Genomic DNA, 18,656 nt, shown 5'->3' with positions numbered 1-18,656 from the left:
GATGAGACTGCCGCCCCCCCTCGAGGCCGTGGTCGAGAGCCTCCAGAAGCTGCCGGGCGTGGGGGCGAAATCCGCCCAGCGCATGGCCCTGCACCTGCTGAAGGAGGGCCCCGAAGCCATGGCCCACCTGGCCCACCAGCTGCAGCAGGCCGCCGATAAGGTGGGTTTCTGCGGGATCTGCGGCGCCTTCACGGACCAGCCCACCTGCCCCATCTGCCTGGATCCCCGTCGGGATCCGGCCAGCCTGGTCATCGTGGCCGAAGCCTCCAACGTGCTCAGCTTCGAGCGCAGCGGCCACTTCCGGGGCCGCTACCACGTCCTGGGCGGCCTTATCTCACCCTTGCGGGGGGTGGGTCCGGATCAGCTGCGCATCCGCGAGCTGCTGAGGCGCCTGGAGGACCACGCCATCCAGGAGGTCATCCTCGCCACCAATCCCACCGTGGATGGCGAGGCCACCGCCAGCTGGCTGGCCCGGCTGCTGGAACCCATCGGCATCCGCACCACGCGCATCGGGCTGGGCCTGCCGATCGGCAGCGACCTCGAATACGCCGATGAGCTCACGCTGGATCGCGCCATGGAGGGCCGGCGGGTCGTCGGATCCTAGTATTTGACGCTGACGTCGCCCCGGGCCCAGGTCTGGCAGGCGAGGCGCTGGTCCGGGTTGGCCTTGAGGGCGAGGAGCACCCGGGTTTCTGCCGCCCCCTTCTCGCTGAGATGCTCGGCCCCCTCCACGACGGTGACGAGGCAGGTGCCGCAGCGCGCATGCCCTCCGCAGCGGTGGTTCAGGGGCACGTTCGCCTTGGCGCTGGCGGCGAGCAGGGCCGTCTCTCGGTCGCATTCCGCGGCGCCAGGTGTCTTGCCGTCGAATTGGATGGTGTGCATGGGCTACCCATAAGTCATTAAAGTAGAAGGAATAGAACAATCCTCCGTCCACTCTATCAGGCCGTACCGCGGCCCAGATGCCCTTTCGCGATCGCCAGGAAGCGCTCCCGAGCCAGGGCGTGATCCACGATGGGATCCGGGTAGTCGAGGCGGACCCGCTGGGCCCGGGGCAGCTTCCATGGCTCGTGGATGAACGCCGTGGGGCAGTCAGTCAGTTCGGGCAGCCAGCGCTTCACATAGGCGCCCTCCGGATCGAACTTCAGCCCCTGGGAGACGGGATTGAAGATGCGGAACCATGGCTGGGCATCACAGCCGCAGCCCGCGCTCCACTGCCACCCGGCGCTGTTCTGGGCCCAGTCGCCATCCGTGAGCCACTTCAGGTAGTGGGCCTCGCCCTGGCGGTAGTCCAGCAGCAGGTGCTTCGTGAGGAAGCTCGCGGCCACCATGCGGGCGCGGTTGTGGACGAAACCCTCGGCCAGCAGCTGCCGGGCGGCGGCATCCACCACGGGGTAGCCCGTGCGGCCTTCCGCCCAGGCGCGCCAATCGGCTCCATCGACCCGCCAAGGGAAGCCTGTGAACCCCTCACGGAAGGGCCGCTCCAGCAAGTGCGGCCACTCCCAGAGCAGGTGGTGGCTAAACTCGCGCCAGAGGAGCTCACCGAGGAAGCGCTGGCCGGATGTGCCGGCCCCGGCTGCCGACGCAGCCTGCCAGACCGTCCGTACCGACAGTGTTCCGAACTTCAGGTCGGCGCTCAACCGCGAGGTGCCGGGCCGGTCCATGCGGTCGCGGCCCGTTTCATAGTCGGCGATGGGGCCGCTCATGAAGGCCTTCAGTCGGGCCCGCGCGACCTTTTCTCCACCTGTCTGCAGGTTCGGGTTCATGGGCAAGCCCAGTTCCGCCACGGTCGGGATCGGTACTGCCTCCAGCGTGAGACCCTCGGGCAGGGGCGGCAGCGCCCGTGGCGCGGGCAGCGCGGGCCCGAGCTCCAGCCGGGCACCGGCGGACCTGGCGAAGGGCGTGAACACCCGGAACATGGCGCCCTGCCCATTCCGCACAGAGCCCGGTGGCAGCAGGGTCTCCCCTTCGAAGAGGCGGAAGTCGATGCCCTCCCGAGCCAGTGCCTCGCCAACCCGACGGTCCCGCTCCCGGCCGAAGGGTTCCACCCAGCGGTGGGCCAGCACCTGGTCCACCCGCCACCGTGCAGCCAGACGGGGCAGCACCTCCACGCTGCGCCCCCGCACCACCAGCAGGCGGGAGCCCAGGTGCGCCAGGTTGGCCTCCAGCGCCCGCAGCGAGTCCAGCAGGAACTGCAGGCGGTGGGGCAGCTCCCGGGCCCGCTCCGGCGCAAAGAAGAAGGGATCCAGCACGAAGACCGGAATCACCTCGCCCGCAGCGGCAGCCTCGGTGAGCGGCCCGTGGTCCGCCACCCTTAGATCCTTACCCCGGAACCAGACGATGGACCGCATGGCTTGAGGCTACCCGGGTCGTGCGAGGGAAATCCGGTGCAAACCTGGACGGGACGCTCAGCGCTCGAGCTTGAACCCGATCCGGATCGTGACCTGGAACTCGGCGACCTGCCCGTCCTGGATGCGGCCGCGCTGTTCCACCACCTCGAACCAGGCCATGTGGCGGATGGACTTCCCCGCCTCGTCCACAGCCTGCTTTACCGCCTCGGCGAAGCTGACGGGGGAGGTGCCAACGATCTCGACCTTCTTGTAGATGCCGGACATGGGATTCTCCTTTCTGCTGATTGTTGGCGCAACGGACCGGGAATTCATAGGCCCAATTTTGGAAAACAATGATTCCCGGCCCTGAGACCCAGGCCAGGGCACCTCGGACTCAGATGGCCTGGCCGCCCCGCTCGCCAGTGCGGATGCGGATGCACTCCTTCAGATCCTGGACGAAGATCTTGCCGTCGCCCACCTCGCCCCCGCCGTGGCGGGCCGTGCGAATGATGGTGTCCACGGTGATGTCCTCGAAGGCATCGTTGCAGGCGATGGTGATCTGCACCTTGGGAATCAGGTTGGGCACGACCTTCTTGCCCCGCTGCACCACGATCTCCTGCTGGCGGCCGTGGCCGCTGACGCGCAGGACGGTGATGCGTTCGATCTCCGCCTCGATCAGGGCCTCGCGGACCTCGTCGAGCTTCTCTTCGGGAATGATGGCGGTGATGAGCTTCATCGCGGCCTCCGGTCAGTTCAGGTTGTTCAGGCCGTAGGCCCGTTCGCCGTGGATCTCATGGTCGAGGCCGGTCTTCTCCACCGACTCAGCCACGCGGAAGCCCACGAGCTTTTCCACCAGGAAGGCGATGAGCAGCGTCATGCAGACCGAGAAGAGAATCGTGGCGCCCACGGCGAAGGCCTGCACCTTGAGCTGGGAAAGGATGCCCCAGCCCGGCGATTTGGCCGCAGCCTCCGCCCACCAGGAATCACGGATGAAGAAGGTGAGGCCCAGGGCGCCGACGATGCCGCCGGTGCCGTGGATGCCGAAGGCGTCCAGGGAGTCGTCATAGCCCAGGCGGTTCTTCAGGAGGATCATGCCAAAGCAGGCGCAGGCCGCGATGGCGCCCAGCACGATGGCGCCGCCCACTTGCACCACGCCGGCGGCGGGGGTGATGACCACCAGCCCCGCCAGGATGCCCGAGGCCATGCCCAGGCTGGTGGGCTTGTCATCCCTGATCGTTTCGATGAGCACCCAGGTGAGGGCGCCTGAAGCCGCCGCCACCTGGGTGACCGTGAGGGCCCGCGCCGTCTCCAGGTTGGAGGCGATGGATGAGCCCGCATTGAAGCCGAACCAGCCCACCCACAGCAGGCCCGCACCGATGAGGGTGAAGGTGAGGTTGTTGGGGGCCATGGCCGTCTTGGGATAGCCGTGGCGCACTCCGAGGAACAGCGCGAGGGCAAGCCCCGCGGCACCGGAGGAGATGTGCACCACCGTGCCACCGGCGAAGTCGATGGCGCCCTTGGCGCCCAGGTTGAAGAAGTAGCCGTCCGGCGCCCAGACCCAGTGGCAGAGCGGGCAGTAGACGAAGAGCACCCAGAGCGTGATGAAGGCCACCCAGCCCCGGAACGAGATCCGCTCCGCCACGGCCCCGGCGATGAGGGCAGGCGTGATGATGGCGAACTTGCCCTGGAACATCGCGAAGGCATACTCCGGCACGCCGGCCGGCAGGATCGTATGGTCGATGCTCCGCAGCAGCACCAGGCCCCGGCTCCAGCCGATGAGGCCGCCAAGGGCATTGGGTCCGAAACTGAGGGAATAGCCCACCACGGTCCAGAGCACACCCACGACGGCCATGGCCGCGAAGGAGTGCATCATCGTGCCGAGGACGTTCTTGGTGCGGACCAGACCGCCGTAGAACATCGCCAGGCCCGGCACCATCAGCAGCACCAGGGTGGTGGACGTGAGCATCCAGGCCGTGGCCCCGGAGTCGTTCACCGGACCGGTCGCCTGGGCGCTGAGGGGAAGCCCCGCACCAAGCACCAAGAGGAGAGAGAGGATGCGCTTCCAGGTCATCGGGTCCTCCGGAACAGGGCTCGTGATTTCAACGGGCGGACGGGGTATAAAAAAATCCTATCCCGAGGGCCCGTTTCGACGCCCCAGTTATGACCCGTCCATTTACATTTCTGATGAGTCCATAACCGCCGTCACCCGCCAGCTTCGCTGCCCAGCGCCACCTGCCAGAGGCCTGTGGGATCGGGATGGAGCAGCCACTCGGAGACCACTGGCCGGCGGGTCCAGGCGCCCATCTCCAGCTCCTGGTCCAGCTGGCCGGGACTCCAGCCGGCATAGCCCAGGAAGAGCCGATACCGCGTGATCGGATCCCCCAGCAAGGTCTCCAGCAGGTCCTTGCGGTGGCTCACGAAGTGGGTGAGGTCCACCACCGTGTCCTCCTCCTCGGGGAGCCCGCCCTGCACCAGGAGGATGCCCCGCTGGGGATCCACCGGACCACCCCGCCAGGCCGTGGCTTCCTCGGAGCCGAGGTAGGCCATGTCGCCCTCGGCGCAGACCTGCGCCAGGGCCAGGGGTAGCGGCCGGTTGAGGATCAGCCCCAGAGCCCCCTCCTCGTCGTGCTCCACGATCAGCACCACGGTATGCAGGAAGTTCGGATCCAGGAGCGCGGGGCTGGCCACCAGGAGGCAGGGAGCTTCGTACGACATGATGCCGATGATGATAGCCCACCGCACCAGCTAGGCTGGAGGGATGCGTACGCCCCCACCTTCCCACCTGGGCGCCCTTGCGGAAGGGCTCAAGCTGCTCAAGCGCCACCCCTGGCTGGTCCTCGGGCTCGCCGTCATGGCCATGTTCCTGGCCCAGTTGGGCCCGGCCCTGGAGCTGGCCGCAGGGGTGGGACCCAGCCTGATCCTCCAGGCCGTCTTCGGGTTCGCCGGGCTGCTGCCCCTGGAGATGTATTTCATCCCCCGCCTGCAGGCCCAGCTGGATGCCGAGACCCGCAACGATGCCGCCAATTCCCTCGGAGGTTGGCGCGAGGCCTTCGATGGCCGCTGGTTGCGGACCTTCCTCGCCCGTCTGGTCATCAGCGTGGCCATCGGACTGGGTCTGCTCCTGTTCCTGATCCCGGGCATCCTGATCCTCACCTTGTTCGGATGGGCTCCGATGCGGATGCTGCTTCGCGGCGAGGGCCTGCTGGCCGCCCTGAAGTGGAGCCAGGCCACCATGGTCCGGAACTGGCCGCGCGTCATCCAGGCTGTGCTGGCCATGATGCTGGTGGCGATGGCCTACCAGATGGCGGCCAGCTGGGCCCTGGACCGCCTGCTCCCCGCGATGGACCCGGACCTTGGGCCAGGCGCCCTGGTGCGCCTGAGGCACCCGGCCTTCTGGTGCTTCAACCTGCTGGGCGGAACCCTCAACCTCTGGCTCAGCGGTGCCCTCCTCGCCCTGTACCAGCGGCTGGAGGCTTCTGGCCAGCCTGTGGAAGGCGCCTGAGCTTCAGCAGCCGCAGACCGGTGCGATGACTCCACCCTGGACACAGACTTCGCAGACCCGGATGGCCTGCGCGATTCCCAGCAGCTCGACCTGGGGGCTGAGGAAGCCCGCCTTGACCGGCTCTTCCCTCATCAGGTCTGTGGACAGGTACTTCTTGTTGCTGTCGCTGAAGACCGTCACCACGACGGCGTTTCGGTCCAGCCGGTCCTGGGCCTGCAGGGCCGCCAGGAAGTTCGCGCCGCTGCTGATGCCCACCCCGAGACCCCGGTTCGCCAGCTTCTGGGCCATGAGGATGGCATCCCCATCGTCCACGGCCAGGATGTCGTCCAGCTGGTCCAGCTTCACGATGGCGGGAATGAATTCATCGGAGATGCCCTGGATGCGGTGCTTGCCCACCTTGTGTCCCGTGTGCAGCGTAGGAGAGTTGGCGGGCTCAACCGGGTGGATCCGGATCGAAGCATCCATGCCCTTGAGGAACCGGGCCACGCCCATGACGGTGCCGCCGGTGCCCACACCCGCCACGAAGGCCTGGGGCTTCAGCCCCACTGAGGCCAGCTGGGCCCAGATCTCGGGACCAGTCGTGGTGGCGTGGGCCTCCACGTTGGCATCGTTGGCGAACTGGCAGGGCAGGAAGGCGCCGGGCATCGCCTCGGCCCAGGCCTCGCTGAGCCGGATGGAGCCCAGGAAGCCGCCCTCACCAGAGCTCACTAGGCGCACCTCCGCTCCAAAGGACCGGATCAGGTCCTTGCGCTCCTGGCTCATCCAGTCGGGCATGAAGATGGTGACGGGGTGGCCGAGCGCCCGGCCCAGGGCCGAGAAGGAGATGCCGGTGTTGCCGCTGGTGGCCTCAGCGATGGGTGCCCCCGGCTTGAGGACGCCGCTGTCGTGGGCCTGCCGCAGGATGTGCAGGGCCATCCGGTCCTTGATGCTCCCGGTGAAATTGAAGTTTTCAGCCTTGGCGTAGATGCGCCGAGCTTCCCCGCGGTAACGGAGGTCCAGGGCCAGCAGGGGGGTTCGCCCCACCAGGCGGCTCAGGTGGTGGAGGGTGGGTTGGATTCCATTCATGCCATGGCCTCAGCAGGTTTACCCATCCACGATCTCACAGACCACCCGATGGGAGGCTGACCAGCGCAAGGCAGGACCGACCGCCTACCCTTCATCCTGGAAATAGCCGGGGTCTTCGACTTCAACCAACTCCCCGGTCTCCAGACCGGAACGCTGCTCCGGTGTCAGGGCCATCTCAAGCCACCGCGGGTCGGTGCGTCCGTTCAGGAAGTGAGCCGAGGGCTGCGCTGCATCATAGTCCTCGCGCAGGCGCCAGAGGTGGACCCAGCCCACGTGGTTGATTCGGGCCCAGACCTTCATGTGCAGGGCCCCCCGGCCTCGCCCTCCCTGCGGAGGACGGCCACCGCATGGGTCAGCAGGGGCCAGGCCAGCTGGATCTGCTCCAGGGCCGCGGCGGGGCGGCCCGACAGGTTGAGGATCACGGTCTTCCCGGCGATCCCGCACACGGCCCGGCTGGCGAAGGCCAGCGGATGGCCGCCCTTGGCGCGGATCAACTCGCAGATGCCGGGCGCCTCGCGCTCAATGACGCGGCGGGTGGCTTCCGGGGTCGTGTCCCGGGACCCGAAGCCCGTGCCCCCGCAGGTGAGGACCAGGGGCGTACCGGCCGCCACGGCGCGATGAAGGTCCTGCTCCAGCAAGTGGGGCTCGTCCGGCATCAGGGAGGAAGTCACCGCCTTCACGCCCTGCCCCTTCAGCCAGGAGCTGAGCAACGGGGTGGACTGGTCCTGGTACTCACCGCGGGAGGCGCGGTCCGACAGGGTGACGAGGTGCACGCGCTCCATGTCAGGGCAGCACGAGATCATCGTCAGCCAGGGCCTTCTCGGTCTGAGCCTGGCGGTAGGCGAGGTACCGCGCTCGGATGTCGGCATCCCCCGTGGCCAGGATGGACGTGGCCAGCAGGGCGGCGTTGATCGCACCAGCCTTGCCGATGGCCAGGGTCCCGACCGGAATGCCCGAGGGCATCTGCACCGTGGAAAGCAACGCGTCTATGCCCTCTGTGGCCCAGCCCTTCATGGGCACGCCCAGCACCGGCAGGTGGGTCTTGCTGGCGCAGACGCCCGCCAGATGGGCGGCTCCGCCCGCGGCCGCGATGATCACCTTGATGCCCCGCGCTTCGGCGCCCTGACAGAACGCCACCACTTTCTCCGGCGTCCGGTGCGCGCTGGCCACGTGGGCCTCACAGGGAATGCCCAGGGCCTTCAGGGTGAGGGCCGTGTGCTGCATGGTCTCCCAGTCGTTTTTGGAGCCCATCAGGATGCCCACCAGGGGAGTCGTCGTCATGGATGCCTCGAAAGTGGGTGGGGCCAGGGGACAGATCAGAGAAGGGCCATTCTAACGGAGGGGGCCTCGCCTGGCGACGTGCTAGCGCCGCACCCAGCTCAGCACCCACAGCACGCCCAGCAGGGCCAGGGCATCCCGTTCGGTGGGGTCCATGCGCTCATTGCGGGAGGCCAACTCCTCAGGGCCCGGGCCGCGCATGACGACGCGGTGGGTCTCCTGGGCTGGATCCTCCAGCAGCACCCAGTCCGGTGCCGTGCGACCCACCACGGCAGCGCCGATGGGCGGGGCCCCCGGCTTCCAGCGGATGTCGAGGGGTTCCCACAGGCCCGCGTTCATGAGGCGCCAAGGGCCCTCGGCGGGTACGGCAGCCAGCTCCAGCACCGCATCCCGGTCCAGGAACCGCACGATGAGCCTGGCCCGGGGTGGCGGCGAGGGCTCGGGTTTCCGGCAACCCAAGCCGACCATCACCAGCAACGCAACCACCAGGCACCGCATGGGACCTCCCGGCGAACCCCTACTTCCGATAGTACGCCCGGATGGCATTCACCACTGCCGCGGCATAGCGCTCCCGGAATTCGGGATCCCTCAGGCTGGCGGCATCATCCTCGTTCGTGAGGTTGGCCACTTCGATGAGGGCCTTGGTGGCGCTGCTGCTGTAGCGGAGGACGGCCGGCACCCACTTCCCGCCATTCCGGTAGATCACGTTGCGGATGGGGCGGTTGGCATGGACGGGAATGCGTTCCTTGTGGAGGGCCTTCATCAGGGCCTCGGAGAACTGGCGACTGCGAGCCTCCCCCTGCAGCTTCTCCCGGCTGGTGAAGGCGACATGGGCCGAGCGCCTCGCCTCCGCCACCCGGCCGGTCTTGGCCCCGCCCAGGCTGAACGTGTTGGGAACCAGCGCCGCGCTCGGCACATAGACCATCGAACCGCGGGCCGAGGGGTGGAGGCTGTCCGCGTGAAAGCTCAGGAACAGGGTCTTCTGGGTGTCTCCCTTGGCTCTGCGGAAGGCGGCGAAGAGGTCGTTGGCCAGCACCCAGCGGAGGTGCACGCTCACGGCCGAGGGGCTCTCGCCATCCACCGGGAAGGGCGGCGTGGTGAGGATCTCCGCGGCGCGAGTGGGGGTTCGGATCTCATCGCGGCTCTGGAATCCCAGGCTCGGATACCGGATGGTGCTGCTCACCTGGGCGTCGGTCTCCTGCTCCAGGAGGCGCCTCACCCGCATGGCGATGTCGTAGACGAAATCGGACTCCCACAGGCCGTTGGCCCGGGCGCCGATATCGACGCCGCCATGGCCCGCGTCCAGGATGATTCTCACGCCCTTGAGCTTGGGTCCCGCCTCCACGCGAATGGTCCGGCGGACTTCAGCGCGGACCTCCCGTTCCCCGGCCAGCTGGGAACTGCCCTCGGCCTGGAAGGGATCCGCCAGGAAGGCCACGGGGATCTTGATGAGCTGGCCCGGCTGGATGCCCCGCACGTCGGTGATGCCGGTGCGCTTGGCGATGCGGTCCGCCAGTTCGTTCACGCCTTTGGGATCCACGCGGTCCGTGTAGCGGATCACGACGCTGGAGTAGAGCGCCTCCCCCTTGCGCATGCGGTAGGCCGCGTACCTGCCTTCGGCATCCTCGCCGAAGGACAAGAGGGCCCGGTAGGCCGCCACCCGCGCTTCGTCATCCAGGTCATCCTCGGGCTGGGTACGGTCGGGCCCCTTGCCCGTACCGCCCAGGTCCACCGACAGCAGACTCCGGGGAATCCGCCAGACGTCGCCCTCCTGCAGCTTCTCCGGAAGGTCGGGATTCGCGGCCATCACCTTGTCGTAGTTCTGCCCGTGGCCCGTGAACAGCGCAGCCATGGTCCAGACCGATTCCAGGTCAGGATGGCGGATCCGGTGCCGGACCTCGTCCTGGCGCCACTGGTCCTCGGGAAACAGCGCCGCCAGGGCCCAGCGCTTGCCCTCGGGGCTGAGGCTTTCGAAGGGCACCCAGCCACTGGCATCCACCCCTTTGCCCAGGAAGGCGCGGGGAAGCGCCTTCCCTTCCACGCTGAGTCCCTTACGGAACTGCAGGCGAAGGAGGATGGGCCGGTCATCCGGCGTGCGGGCATGAGCCAGCGCGGGTGCAGGCTCCTGCGCCGCGGGAAAAGCGAGCAGCGCTGGAAGACAAAGCAGCTTCAGGCCTCCCACGGGGCCTCGCCCGTGGGCAATGCCTCGCCCGTGCGCCCGGCACGGACCCAGCTGCGCATGGCCTCCTGGAGTCCTTCTGGGTCCTCGACTCGCTCACGCAGGAACCCCTTCAGCCGCCGCTCCAGGTGTCCCGCGCCTTCCTCCAGCAGGAAAATGCGGTCATGGAGCCGCTCGTGGGGCGCCTTGCCGGTGCTGGGTGGCAGCTTCAGGGTGCCCATATCCAAAGTGGCGGCATTGAGGGTGAACACCCACTCCAGGTCACCGGAGAGGATCCGCAGCTTCACCTTGGCCGGGCGCATGCCCCGCCCGAGGGCCTCGAAGGCCTCCCGGCACTCGGATGGGTTGCCTTTGCGGAGGGAGATCTCCTTCACTTCGCCCCGCTCGGACACCAGCTGGATGGCGTCGTCCACGAAGCAGCCCGAACCGTCGCCGTCCTCGCCGCTGGCACCGCCCTCGGTCATGCTGCGCATCCAGAGCCAGAGCAGGAACTCCTCACCCAGGAAGCGCCCTTGTTCCATGAGTTCAAGAGGCTTCACCTCAGGCCTCCTCGAGTTCGAGATCCAGCGGATCCAGCGCCATCAGGGCTTCCACGGACAGGTCCGGGCAGAGCCTTCCGGATAGCACGAGGGGGGCCAGGGGATGTACCTCGCAGCCGAAGGACTTGATGAATAGCGTCGTCAGCGCGCTTTGGGCCTTGCTGGACGAGGCCGTGGTCCAGAGGATACCGCCCTTCAGATCCCAGGCCACCTCCACCACCTTGGGCGTGGGCAGCACCTTGCGCAGCAGCTCGACCTTCACCTCGTCCGCCAGGGAGATGCGAGCTTCCTTGCCGATGAAGGCCAGATCCTTCTCCTTCTGCAGGCTCTGCAGGCGCAGGTCCACATGGGCCTTCAGCAACGCCGGCGGCACGCGGCGGGTGTCGATGCGCAGGCCGAAGACGGCGAAGCGCTCCTGGCTGACCCAGTTTTCATCAGGAGGTGTGATGAGCGGATTCCGCCAGTCACACCAGCCCATGCGCTCCTCTTCGAGCCCATCCTGGAAGGGGCGGAACTGGTCTTGCTCCAGCCCCGCCTGGAGGTCCTTCTCGTCGGGCACGGGGCCGAGCACCAGAAAGCGTTTGAGGGACACGGTCCCCTGTAGGATGCTCATGGGGCACCGCCTCCGATTAACCTGCGGAACCGATCCCAGAGTCCTCGACCGCGAGGGTTCGCAGTGGGATGGACCAGCTCAAGGGCCTCCCCCGGCTTGGGCAGTGGCAGGCCGGGATCATTGAGGGTGAGGAGCGCGCCCGTGATGTTGTCGCGGCCACCGTGCGCGAGTGCCTCATCCACAAGCAGTTCGAGGCTGCGCCGGGGGCTGAGCCCCTGGTTCAGCAACTCCTGGATCTGCGGATCAGTGACCTCTCCATGCAAACCATCGGAGCAGCAGAGCAGACGATCTCCCCGCCGGAGTGCGAGCCGCGAGAGGACCACCCGGAGCGGCTGAGGCGACCCAAGGGCCTGGGTGATCATGTTCCGCTGCGGGTGCGTGCGAGCCTGCTCCCGCGTCAGACTGCCCTGCGCAACCAGGTCGTTGACCAGCGTCTGGTCCTCGGTGATCTGGTGCAGCACACCCTGCCGCAGCAGGTAGGCCCTCGAATCGCCGATCTGGGCCACATAGGCGCTGCCGTTCCAGATGACCGCAGCGGTGAGCGTGGAGCCCATTCCCCGTGCCGTGCGGTCGTCGTCCGAGTAGCGCAGGACGGCATCGCTGGCCTTCTCCACAGCCGTCTCGAGGGCTTCCAGGAGCGCGCTTTCGCGGTCCTTGGTCGAAGCGAGGCGGCCCCAATGCCCGAACAAGAACAGCGACACCGCAGCCAGCCCTTCCCGGCTCGCCACTTCGCCAGCGGCGGCACCGCCCATGCCATCGGCCACGGCCACCAGGAGTCCCGAGTCTCCCACCTTGAGAGACCTGGCCGGCCCATTGATGATTGGCTCATCACCATCAATGGCACTCAGCAGGTAGGCATCTTCGTTGTTTTTCCGGACTTTGCCCGGATGGGTGATGGCGGCGTAGTCGATGAGCATGATGGTAGCTGGCCCTGACAGGGGTGGGCGGGTTGCGGTGGCGTACGAGTGGCCCTTTCCGTTCATCATAGCGGGTGGAGGCGTGAATCCATGACGGAAGGACCACTCGGATCGGAACTTCTCGACCTTCCCATTGGAGGGCTCGAGTGCATGCCTTGAGCGCCACGCTCGCCATCCTTGGGCCAGGCACCCTGGGCCTGTCCACCGCCCAGTGGGCTGCTGAATGCGGGCTGGCGACCCGCCTGTTGGGCAGGGATCAGGCGCATGCCGAGGCGGGTCTCCAGGAGATCCACCACCGCTGGGATCGCGCCGTCGCCAAGGGTCGAATGAACCGGGAGTCGAGGGCCTGCAGCCTGGAGCGGCTGTCCGCCGCAGCATTCAACGCACCAGCCCTGGAAGGAGCCTCGGCCTTCCTTGAGGCGTTGCCCGAGGTCCCAGAACTCAAGGCCCCGGCCCTCTCGACAGCGATCACCTGGGGGTCTCCACAGCTGCTGGTCCTTTCTGGTACCTCGGCGCTGCCCATTACCGACTTGGCCCGAAGGGCCGGAGCCGTTGGCCGTCTGGTGGGGTTCCACCTGTTTGTGCCAGTGCCCCGGATGGCTGTGGTTGAGATGGCGATACCGGACGGGACCGCTCAGGTCTGGGTGGACCGGGCCCAGACTCTGGGAGCGGGACTCCGGAAACAGGTGGTCCAGGTTCGAGATCAGCCAGGATTCGCGGCAGCCAGGATGTCCTTGGCCCTGGGGCTGGAGGCCATCCGGCTGGTGGAGTCGGGAGTGGCTTCCGCCGAGGACCTGGATACCCTGATGACCCTCGGCTATGGGCACCCGGTCGGCCCTCTCGAGTTGTCCGACCGGGTCGGCCTTGACCTGCGCCTTCGCATCGCCGAAGGACTCCATGCCAGCGGTGAGGACCGATTCCAGCCCCCCGAGCTCCTTCAATCCAAGGTGACCACCGGGCAGACGGGACTCAAGAGCGGACAGGGATTCCACGCATGGACAGCCACGCGGAGACAGACATGGTAACCCCCTCGCTCCTCATCAGTGGCGTGTTGATCCTCCTCGTGATCTATGTCGCATATCGGATCGGCAAGGTCTTGCTGCGGGTCTTCATCGGCCTCGCCGTGCTGGCTCTGGTAAGCTTGGGTCTCTGGAAATTGTTCCACTCCTGAATCCCGATTCCCGAGGAGCCAGCATGGCCGCCATCTCCTGCACCCACTGCGGTGCCGACCTGACAGCACCCCAGAGCGTTCGCATCGCCGAATACCACTTCGGTCGGATGGAAAAGGTCGATGAAGATCCCGGGTTCAAATACCACTTCGAGCAGGCCGACAACTTCACCATCCTGTGCAACAGTTGCAAGCGTCTGGTACGGACTCTGCCAATCAGCAAGTAGCTTCTCCCCACCATGAAAAACGGCCCCGATTATGGGGCCGTTTTTTCTGTGACCGGATCCAACTACTGGCGCAACACGCGAGGCGTGATGAAGATCAGCAGTTCGACGTTCTTCTCCTGCTTTGTGTCATTGCGGAACAGGAATCCGATGAGTGGGATCTTTGAGAGGAAAGGCACGCCAGTGGTTCCCGTGGAAGAGTTGGTGATGTAGACACCACCGAGGATGGCCGTGCCGCCATCCCGAACAAGGACCTGGGTCTCGATGGCCTTGCGGATGATGGTCGGGGTTCCTTGCACTGTGCGGGTGAAATCGGCCTCGGCCTTTTCCACCTTTAGATCCATGATGATGGTGCCCTCGTTGGTGACCTGCGGCGTCACGTCTAACTGGAGGTTCGCGTCGATGAAGGCGACCGTGATGGCTCCACCCTGGGCGCCACCCTGCTGGGTGGGATAGGGGATTTTTTCGCCGCTAAGGATGGTGGCCTTCTTGTTGTTCTGGGTCACGACCTTGGGCGAGGAGACGATCTTGAGGGTGCCGTCCTTTTCCATGGCCTGCAAGACCGCGTTGATGCTGAATCGGTTGCTGAGGAAGGAGAGCCAGAGTTCCCCGGCCGGAGCAGTGATGGAGGTGGCGCCATCCTTGCCAGGAGACCATGCGACGGACGCATTTTGGCCAGAGGCGGCCCGATTGAAGCCCTGGACGCCATTCCAGAAGGGCGAGGAGGTTCCCACCCAGGGCGTCCCCGTGGATGTCGAACCGCTGGTGATGGCGACAGATCCGTTGTTGGACTGGGGCCACTTGACGCCAAATTCACGCTGCCAGTTCTTGTTGGCCTCCACCACGCGGGCTTCAATCTGGACCTGCTGGATCTGGACGTCCAGGGTCTGGAGCAGGTCGTCGATGACCGAGATGTTGCGAGGCAGATCTGTGATGATCAGTGTATTGGTGCGGTCATCCAGGATCGCAGAACCACGCTTGGTGAGCATGTCCTTGAGGATCTTCTGGACCTCCGAGACTTTCGCATAGGAAAGCGGACGGGTGATGGTCTGGAGTTCGCCAGCTAGGGCCTTCGTCTCATCCAGCTTCTTGCGCTCTTCCTCTTCCTTCTGGAGCTTGTCGATCTTGGCAACCCGGAGCACGCCGTTCTGGATCTCCTTGCCCAGTCCCGCATTCTTTAGGACCACGTCCAGGACCTGGTCCCAGGGGGTGTCCGTGAACTTGAAGCCGAAGTTGCCCTGCACGTCAGGGTCCATGACCAGATTGAGCTTGCCGGTATCGGCCAGGATCCGCAGGAAGTCGCGGATTTCGGTATTCTGGAGGTCGATGGTGATCTTCGATCCAGAATACTTCGTGAGGCCTTCGCCGAGGGTCCGTCCGGCGGCCCGGCTGGGGGTCGGGGCCTGGGTATGGGGCTTCTCAGCTTCGGGGTTCTGGACTGCTACAGGGCTTAGCACGGGCAGTGCGGTCGAGACCGCCAGTTGGGGTAGTAACTGGAAGGATCCGCCCACCGCTGGAAGCGCGGCGAGGGGGCGGGGAGTGGCCTTGGGAAGCGGTGCTGGATTCGCGGTCCCCGGCGTGGGGGTCATGGCTGCCACTTCCACCGGAGCACCCATGGGGAGGGTCGGCTTGTCGGCCCCCTCATATCGGGCCTGGACCCTGTCCTCACCGGGAGTCAGATGGAGTTGCACGCCTTCGGGGCCGGATCCGACCAGGACCTGAGTACCAGGAGCAACCTCCATCACCAGACGGGTCACCGGCTTTGGTTCCATGGAGAACTGGGCGAGCCGGGTCTTCAGGATCAAGGGATGGGCCAGCTGGGCAAGGTCCTTCCGGCTGACGGCGACCCCGCGGTCCACGCCCGGCAGATCGACCACAACCCGATGGGGATTGTGCAGCACCTGCACTCCCGGCCGGGAGCTAAACCCAGGCACACGAAGGAAGACCTTGGCACCAGGGCCTTCGGCTTCCATGGTGGCAGATACCAGGATGGCTTTCCGCGCAACAGATTCGATCGCGGGCGACGCATGGAGGGACCCGGTGTGGATCCCCGCCAGGACCACGCCCCCTGCAACCAGCAAGGAACTCAGGCGAGCATTCATCGTTTACCCTCCTCACGCTTGAACGTCTTCGTGATGGTTCGGAATATGGAACGGTTGGTGGTATTCATTTCCCATTGGTGGAACGTCACCGACTTGTCCGTGATGGCCGTGATCTCGGCATCCTTGAAGCGGTGACCGACCGGGAGCCAGCGGACATTCCCGCGGCTGTCCGAAACGATTGCGAAATTCTTGCCATCCTTCTTGATCATTCCCTTCACGGCAATGTCATCCAACACATCAAGGGCATCGGCCGGACGTTCATCCCGCGGGGCAGAGAAGGGATCCCGCTGAATAGCGGGTTTGTAGGGGGTCGCCTTAATGATGGCAACATCCTCGATCGGCACTTGTGCCGGTGGTGGTGGAGCCTGTGCCTTCAATATCGGCGCGGCAAGAATGAACAGGGTCAGGGTTTGTCGGATCATGACTGGGCCTCAATCCTCTTTGGCGCCGGGCTTGGAAGCGGGGGCCGCCGGCTTCTTCACTGGCGGTTCAGCCGCAGGTGCGGGCTCGGGATTGTAGATGAAAGCGCTGATGGTGCACTTGACCGAAGCAGGGTAGACGCTGCGGTTGTCTGTCTTTCGGGCGAACTCGATATTCGAGATATTGACGATCTTGTCGTAGCCCGACACCAGGGAGGCGAACTGACCGAAGGAGTGGAACCCTACGCGGAATTCGAATTCCACAGGCTTCTCGGTGTAGTAGGCATCCTTCCGCTCGGGCTTGAGGGAGAAGGACACCTGGTCGATGCCGGCGTCATCCGCAATCTTCTTGATCCGGTAGGGGATTTCACCATAGTCCGTTTCCGAGGGCATGATTTTGATCAGTTCCTCGATCCGCTTGTCCTGCTTGGCCACCTCCTCGCGGAGCTTCTCGTAGCTCTGTTTCAGGAGCTTGCCCTTATCCACATCAGCCTGAAGCATCTTGTTCTCTGTGCGGATGGCTTCGAGATCGGTCCTCTTCCCGCCCAACAAGAAGTAGACCAGCCCGGCCAGGACAATGCCGACCAGCGCTCCCACACCAATTTGTTTCTGAAGTTGAGGATTCATGGCCTACCTCAGACGGCGTTCTGGAGTTCGAAGGAGATCGTGAATTCAAAAGAGCCGCTGGTACCCCGCTTGGCGCCAGGGTAATTGATCTTCTTGAACCACCGGGTGCGGGACTGGAGGTTGCCGTAGAAGGCATTGATGGATTCGAAGTTGCGACCTTCCCCTTCCACGGTGACGGTCATGCCCTTCTGGCTGACCTTCTTAAACCAGACATCGTCTGGAAGACTGTTGGCCAGCTCCTCCAGGAAGTGCACCGGCAGAGCCTGCTGGCGCTTCAGGGTAGTCATCACTTCCTCTTTCTTCTGCAACGCGTCCTTCTTCTCCCGGAATTTCTTCTCCAGGGCGATGAAGGGTTCGTACTGCTTCTTGTCCCTCTCCAGCTCGACCTTTTTCTTTTCTTCCCTGGTGAATTCACTGTTCAGCCAGAGATAATAGCCACCTCCGAGGGCCGCGAAGATGAGTCCCACAACCACGCCTGCAATGGGCAGGCTGGCACGACTGCCACCCTCACCCGTGTAAACCTGGACGGGCTCGGCTGTGGTCTTGTCGCCGCCCTTTTTCGCCCCGGCCTGGGCCAGTGCATCTCCGAGCAGGTTGATCTTGATCATCGGTCCCCCACTTGGCGCATGGCCAGCCCGACTACGACGGCGGCAGCGCCACCAATCTCGCGGACCGTCACGGGATCCTCGGTGCGACCATCGACTTCAATGAGTTGGAAAGGATTGAACCGGTCCACCGATACGCGAAGCCGATCGCTCAGCACGTCCAGCAGGCCATGGATCATGGCGCCACCACCACAGACCAGCACCCGGTCCAGGCGATCCACCTTGAAGCTACTCTTGAAGAAGTCGAGGGTTCGCGTAAGTTCGTCGGCGAAGGCATCCGAGACCGCATTGATGGACGGTTGCACCTCTTCGGGCTCCCTACCTTCGGAGGCCTGGTTCCGCTTGAGACGCTCAGCGGCCTCTCGGCTCACGCCCCAATCCTCAGAGAGCTTTTCCGAATATCGGCCGCTCCCCCAGGCCATGTCCCGCCAGAACACCGACTTGCCGCCCACCATCATGGTGAGGTTGGTGAAGGTGGCCCCCATGTTCACCAGGGCGACGACCTCGTCTCGCCCGGCCCCCATGGTATTGATTTCATAGGCGTTCTGAACGGCAAAGACATCCACGTCCACAACCTTCGGGCTGCATCCAGCCTGTGCGACACAGCTGACATAGGCTTCGAGCTTGTCCTTCCGACAGGCAACAAGGACCACGTCCATGTTCCCTTCGCCGGCGCGCTCCTCGATCAGGTAGTAATCAAGGGCGTAGGAGTCCAACCCCTGCCCAGCCGGGAAAAAGCTCTCGGCCTCCCAGCGGACGGATTCTGCCAATTCAGCCTGGCTCATCAGGGGAAATGTCACTTTTTTGACCATCACCTGCTGGCCTGACACGGAAATGGCTACTTCCTTGGCCTTGATTTTCTGTTCTGCCAGAACCTGCCGGATAGCCGACGCCACGGCGTTGCTATCCATGATGTCCCCATCCACGATGGCATCAGTAGGGAGGGCCACCTGCCCCAGTTTCTGGAGCCGGTAGCGGATGTTGCTGCCCTTTCCCATCTGCTGGAGTTCACAGACTTTCACTGAGCTGGAACCAATATCCAAGCCGACAAGACTTTTGGTTTTGCTTCCGAAAAGACCCACCGGATGCCT

The 18,656-nt window shown here is 65.2% G+C and carries 25 protein-coding genes; 5 read left to right on the top strand and 20 right to left on the bottom strand.

Going from position 1 to position 18,656, the window contains the following annotated elements:
• Nucleotide 1: 1 nt before the first annotated feature.
• Nucleotides 2–604, top strand: coding sequence for a recombination mediator RecR (gene recR / locus WAS25_RS05515; protein ID WP_422310516.1), 603 nt, complete (start codon nt 2–4; stop codon nt 602–604).
• Here recR and WAS25_RS05510 read toward each other — a convergent pair.
• From WAS25_RS05510 to WAS25_RS05485, 6 genes are all read right to left on the bottom strand, one after another.
• Nucleotides 601–882, bottom strand: a complete 282-nt coding sequence (locus WAS25_RS05510; RefSeq protein ID WP_422310515.1) for a 2Fe-2S iron-sulfur cluster-binding protein — start codon at nt 880–882, stop codon at nt 601–603. The two genes, recR and WAS25_RS05510, sit on opposite strands and share 4 nt — an antisense overlap.
• A 56-nt stretch (nt 883–938) precedes the next feature.
• Nucleotides 939–2,348 carry a cryptochrome/photolyase family protein gene (locus tag WAS25_RS05505; RefSeq protein ID WP_422310514.1) on the bottom strand — a complete coding sequence of 470 codons (1,410 nt, stop codon included), beginning with the start codon at nt 2,346–2,348 and terminating at the stop codon, nt 939–941.
• A 57-nt stretch (nt 2,349–2,405) separates the two neighbouring features.
• Nucleotides 2,406–2,612, bottom strand: a complete 207-nt coding sequence (locus WAS25_RS05500) for a dodecin (protein WP_422310513.1) — start codon at nt 2,610–2,612, stop codon at nt 2,406–2,408.
• Between the two features lie 109 nt (nt 2,613–2,721).
• The gene (locus WAS25_RS05495) at nt 2,722–3,063 is read right to left on the bottom strand and encodes a P-II family nitrogen regulator (protein ID WP_291199528.1); all 342 of its coding nucleotides are present in this window, start codon (nt 3,061–3,063) and stop codon (nt 2,722–2,724) included.
• Nucleotides 3,064–3,075: 12 nt separating this feature from the next.
• Nucleotides 3,076–4,398, bottom strand: coding sequence for an ammonium transporter (locus tag WAS25_RS05490; protein ID WP_422310512.1), 1,323 nt, complete (start codon nt 4,396–4,398; stop codon nt 3,076–3,078).
• Between the two features lie 131 nt (nt 4,399–4,529).
• The gene (locus tag WAS25_RS05485; protein WP_422310511.1) at nt 4,530–5,042 is read right to left on the bottom strand and encodes a YqgE/AlgH family protein; all 513 of its coding nucleotides are present in this window, start codon (nt 5,040–5,042) and stop codon (nt 4,530–4,532) included.
• A 43-nt stretch (nt 5,043–5,085) separates the two neighbouring features.
• Here WAS25_RS05485 and WAS25_RS05480 point away from each other — a divergent pair, with 43 nt between their 5' ends.
• A complete protein-coding gene (locus tag WAS25_RS05480) occupies nt 5,086–5,829 on the top strand; it encodes a hypothetical protein (protein ID WP_422310510.1) in 744 nt (247 codons plus the stop codon).
• Between the two features lie 3 nt (nt 5,830–5,832).
• Here the strand turns inward: WAS25_RS05480 and WAS25_RS05475 are convergent, their stop codons facing one another.
• The 9 genes from WAS25_RS05475 to WAS25_RS05435 form a co-directional block, all read right to left on the bottom strand.
• Entirely contained in the window at nt 5,833–6,894 is a 1,062-nt protein-coding gene (locus tag WAS25_RS05475; RefSeq protein WP_422310509.1) for a PLP-dependent cysteine synthase family protein, read from the bottom strand.
• 84 nt (nt 6,895–6,978) lie between these two features.
• The gene (locus tag WAS25_RS05470; protein WP_422310508.1) at nt 6,979–7,194 is read right to left on the bottom strand and encodes a hypothetical protein; all 216 of its coding nucleotides are present in this window, start codon (nt 7,192–7,194) and stop codon (nt 6,979–6,981) included.
• Nucleotides 7,191–7,667: a MogA/MoaB family molybdenum cofactor biosynthesis protein gene (locus WAS25_RS05465; RefSeq protein WP_422310507.1), complete on the bottom strand. Its 477-nt coding sequence runs from the start codon at nt 7,665–7,667 to the stop codon at nt 7,191–7,193. The genes WAS25_RS05470 and WAS25_RS05465 overlap by 4 nt, the downstream gene beginning before the upstream one ends.
• A 10-nt stretch (nt 7,668–7,677) precedes the next feature.
• Nucleotides 7,678–8,175: a 5-(carboxyamino)imidazole ribonucleotide mutase gene (gene purE / locus WAS25_RS05460; RefSeq protein WP_422310506.1), complete on the bottom strand. Its 498-nt coding sequence runs from the start codon at nt 8,173–8,175 to the stop codon at nt 7,678–7,680.
• Between the two features lie 81 nt (nt 8,176–8,256).
• On the bottom strand, nt 8,257–8,670 hold the full coding sequence (locus WAS25_RS05455) for a hypothetical protein (RefSeq protein WP_422310505.1): 414 nt from the start codon (nt 8,668–8,670) through the stop codon (nt 8,257–8,259).
• Nucleotides 8,671–8,689: 19 nt separating this feature from the next.
• Nucleotides 8,690–10,354 carry an N-acetylmuramoyl-L-alanine amidase family protein gene (locus WAS25_RS05450; protein WP_422310504.1) on the bottom strand — a complete coding sequence of 555 codons (1,665 nt, stop codon included), beginning with the start codon at nt 10,352–10,354 and terminating at the stop codon, nt 8,690–8,692.
• A complete protein-coding gene (locus WAS25_RS05445) occupies nt 10,342–10,890 on the bottom strand; it encodes a hypothetical protein (protein WP_422310503.1) in 549 nt (182 codons plus the stop codon). The genes WAS25_RS05450 and WAS25_RS05445 overlap by 13 nt, the downstream gene beginning before the upstream one ends.
• A 1-nt stretch (nt 10,891) precedes the next feature.
• Nucleotides 10,892–11,503 carry a recombination-associated protein RdgC gene (gene rdgC / locus WAS25_RS05440; RefSeq protein ID WP_422310502.1) on the bottom strand — a complete coding sequence of 204 codons (612 nt, stop codon included), beginning with the start codon at nt 11,501–11,503 and terminating at the stop codon, nt 10,892–10,894.
• Entirely contained in the window at nt 11,500–12,420 is a 921-nt protein-coding gene (locus WAS25_RS05435; protein WP_422310501.1) for a PP2C family protein-serine/threonine phosphatase, read from the bottom strand. Before WAS25_RS05435 ends, rdgC begins: the two co-directional genes overlap by 4 nt.
• A 146-nt stretch (nt 12,421–12,566) precedes the next feature.
• On the opposite strand from WAS25_RS05435, the gene WAS25_RS05430 reads away from it, so the two are divergent.
• The 3 genes from WAS25_RS05430 to WAS25_RS05420 are packed head-to-tail and all read left to right on the top strand — an operon-like array spanning nt 12,567 to nt 13,815.
• Entirely contained in the window at nt 12,567–13,445 is an 879-nt protein-coding gene (locus tag WAS25_RS05430) for a 3-hydroxyacyl-CoA dehydrogenase family protein (protein WP_422310500.1), read from the top strand.
• Complete coding sequence (locus tag WAS25_RS05425) at nt 13,439–13,591, top strand: hypothetical protein (RefSeq protein WP_422310499.1); 153 nt, start codon at nt 13,439–13,441, stop codon at nt 13,589–13,591. The genes WAS25_RS05430 and WAS25_RS05425 overlap by 7 nt, the downstream gene beginning before the upstream one ends.
• 23 nt (nt 13,592–13,614) lie before the next feature.
• Nucleotides 13,615–13,815: a hypothetical protein gene (locus tag WAS25_RS05420; RefSeq protein WP_422310498.1), complete on the top strand. Its 201-nt coding sequence runs from the start codon at nt 13,615–13,617 to the stop codon at nt 13,813–13,815.
• A gap of 62 nt (nt 13,816–13,877) precedes the next feature.
• Here the strand turns inward: WAS25_RS05420 and pilQ are convergent, their stop codons facing one another.
• The 5 genes from pilQ to pilM all read right to left on the bottom strand — a co-directional run bounded on the left by pilQ (nt 13,878) and on the right by pilM (nt 18,647).
• Nucleotides 13,878–15,713, bottom strand: coding sequence for a type IV pilus secretin PilQ (pilQ, locus tag WAS25_RS05415; protein ID WP_422310497.1), 1,836 nt, complete (start codon nt 15,711–15,713; stop codon nt 13,878–13,880).
• A gap of 197 nt (nt 15,714–15,910) precedes the next feature.
• Entirely contained in the window at nt 15,911–16,336 is a 426-nt protein-coding gene (locus WAS25_RS05410; protein WP_422310496.1) for a hypothetical protein, read from the bottom strand.
• A 9-nt stretch (nt 16,337–16,345) separates the two neighbouring features.
• Nucleotides 16,346–16,960, bottom strand: a complete 615-nt coding sequence (locus WAS25_RS05405) for a type 4a pilus biogenesis protein PilO (protein WP_422310495.1) — start codon at nt 16,958–16,960, stop codon at nt 16,346–16,348.
• Between the two features lie 8 nt (nt 16,961–16,968).
• The gene (locus WAS25_RS05400) at nt 16,969–17,568 is read right to left on the bottom strand and encodes a PilN domain-containing protein (protein WP_422310494.1); all 600 of its coding nucleotides are present in this window, start codon (nt 17,566–17,568) and stop codon (nt 16,969–16,971) included.
• The gene (pilM, locus tag WAS25_RS05395; protein WP_422310493.1) at nt 17,565–18,647 is read right to left on the bottom strand and encodes a type IV pilus assembly protein PilM; all 1,083 of its coding nucleotides are present in this window, start codon (nt 18,645–18,647) and stop codon (nt 17,565–17,567) included. The genes WAS25_RS05400 and pilM overlap by 4 nt, the downstream gene beginning before the upstream one ends.
• Nucleotides 18,648–18,656: the final 9 nt, after the last annotated feature.

It is taken from the genome of Geothrix sp. (assembly GCF_049292215.1).
GTDB lineage: Bacteria > Acidobacteriota > Holophagae > Holophagales > Holophagaceae > Geothrix.
Note: the sequence above shows the minus strand (reverse complement) of the source record. Positions and strands in the feature narration are given on the sequence as shown.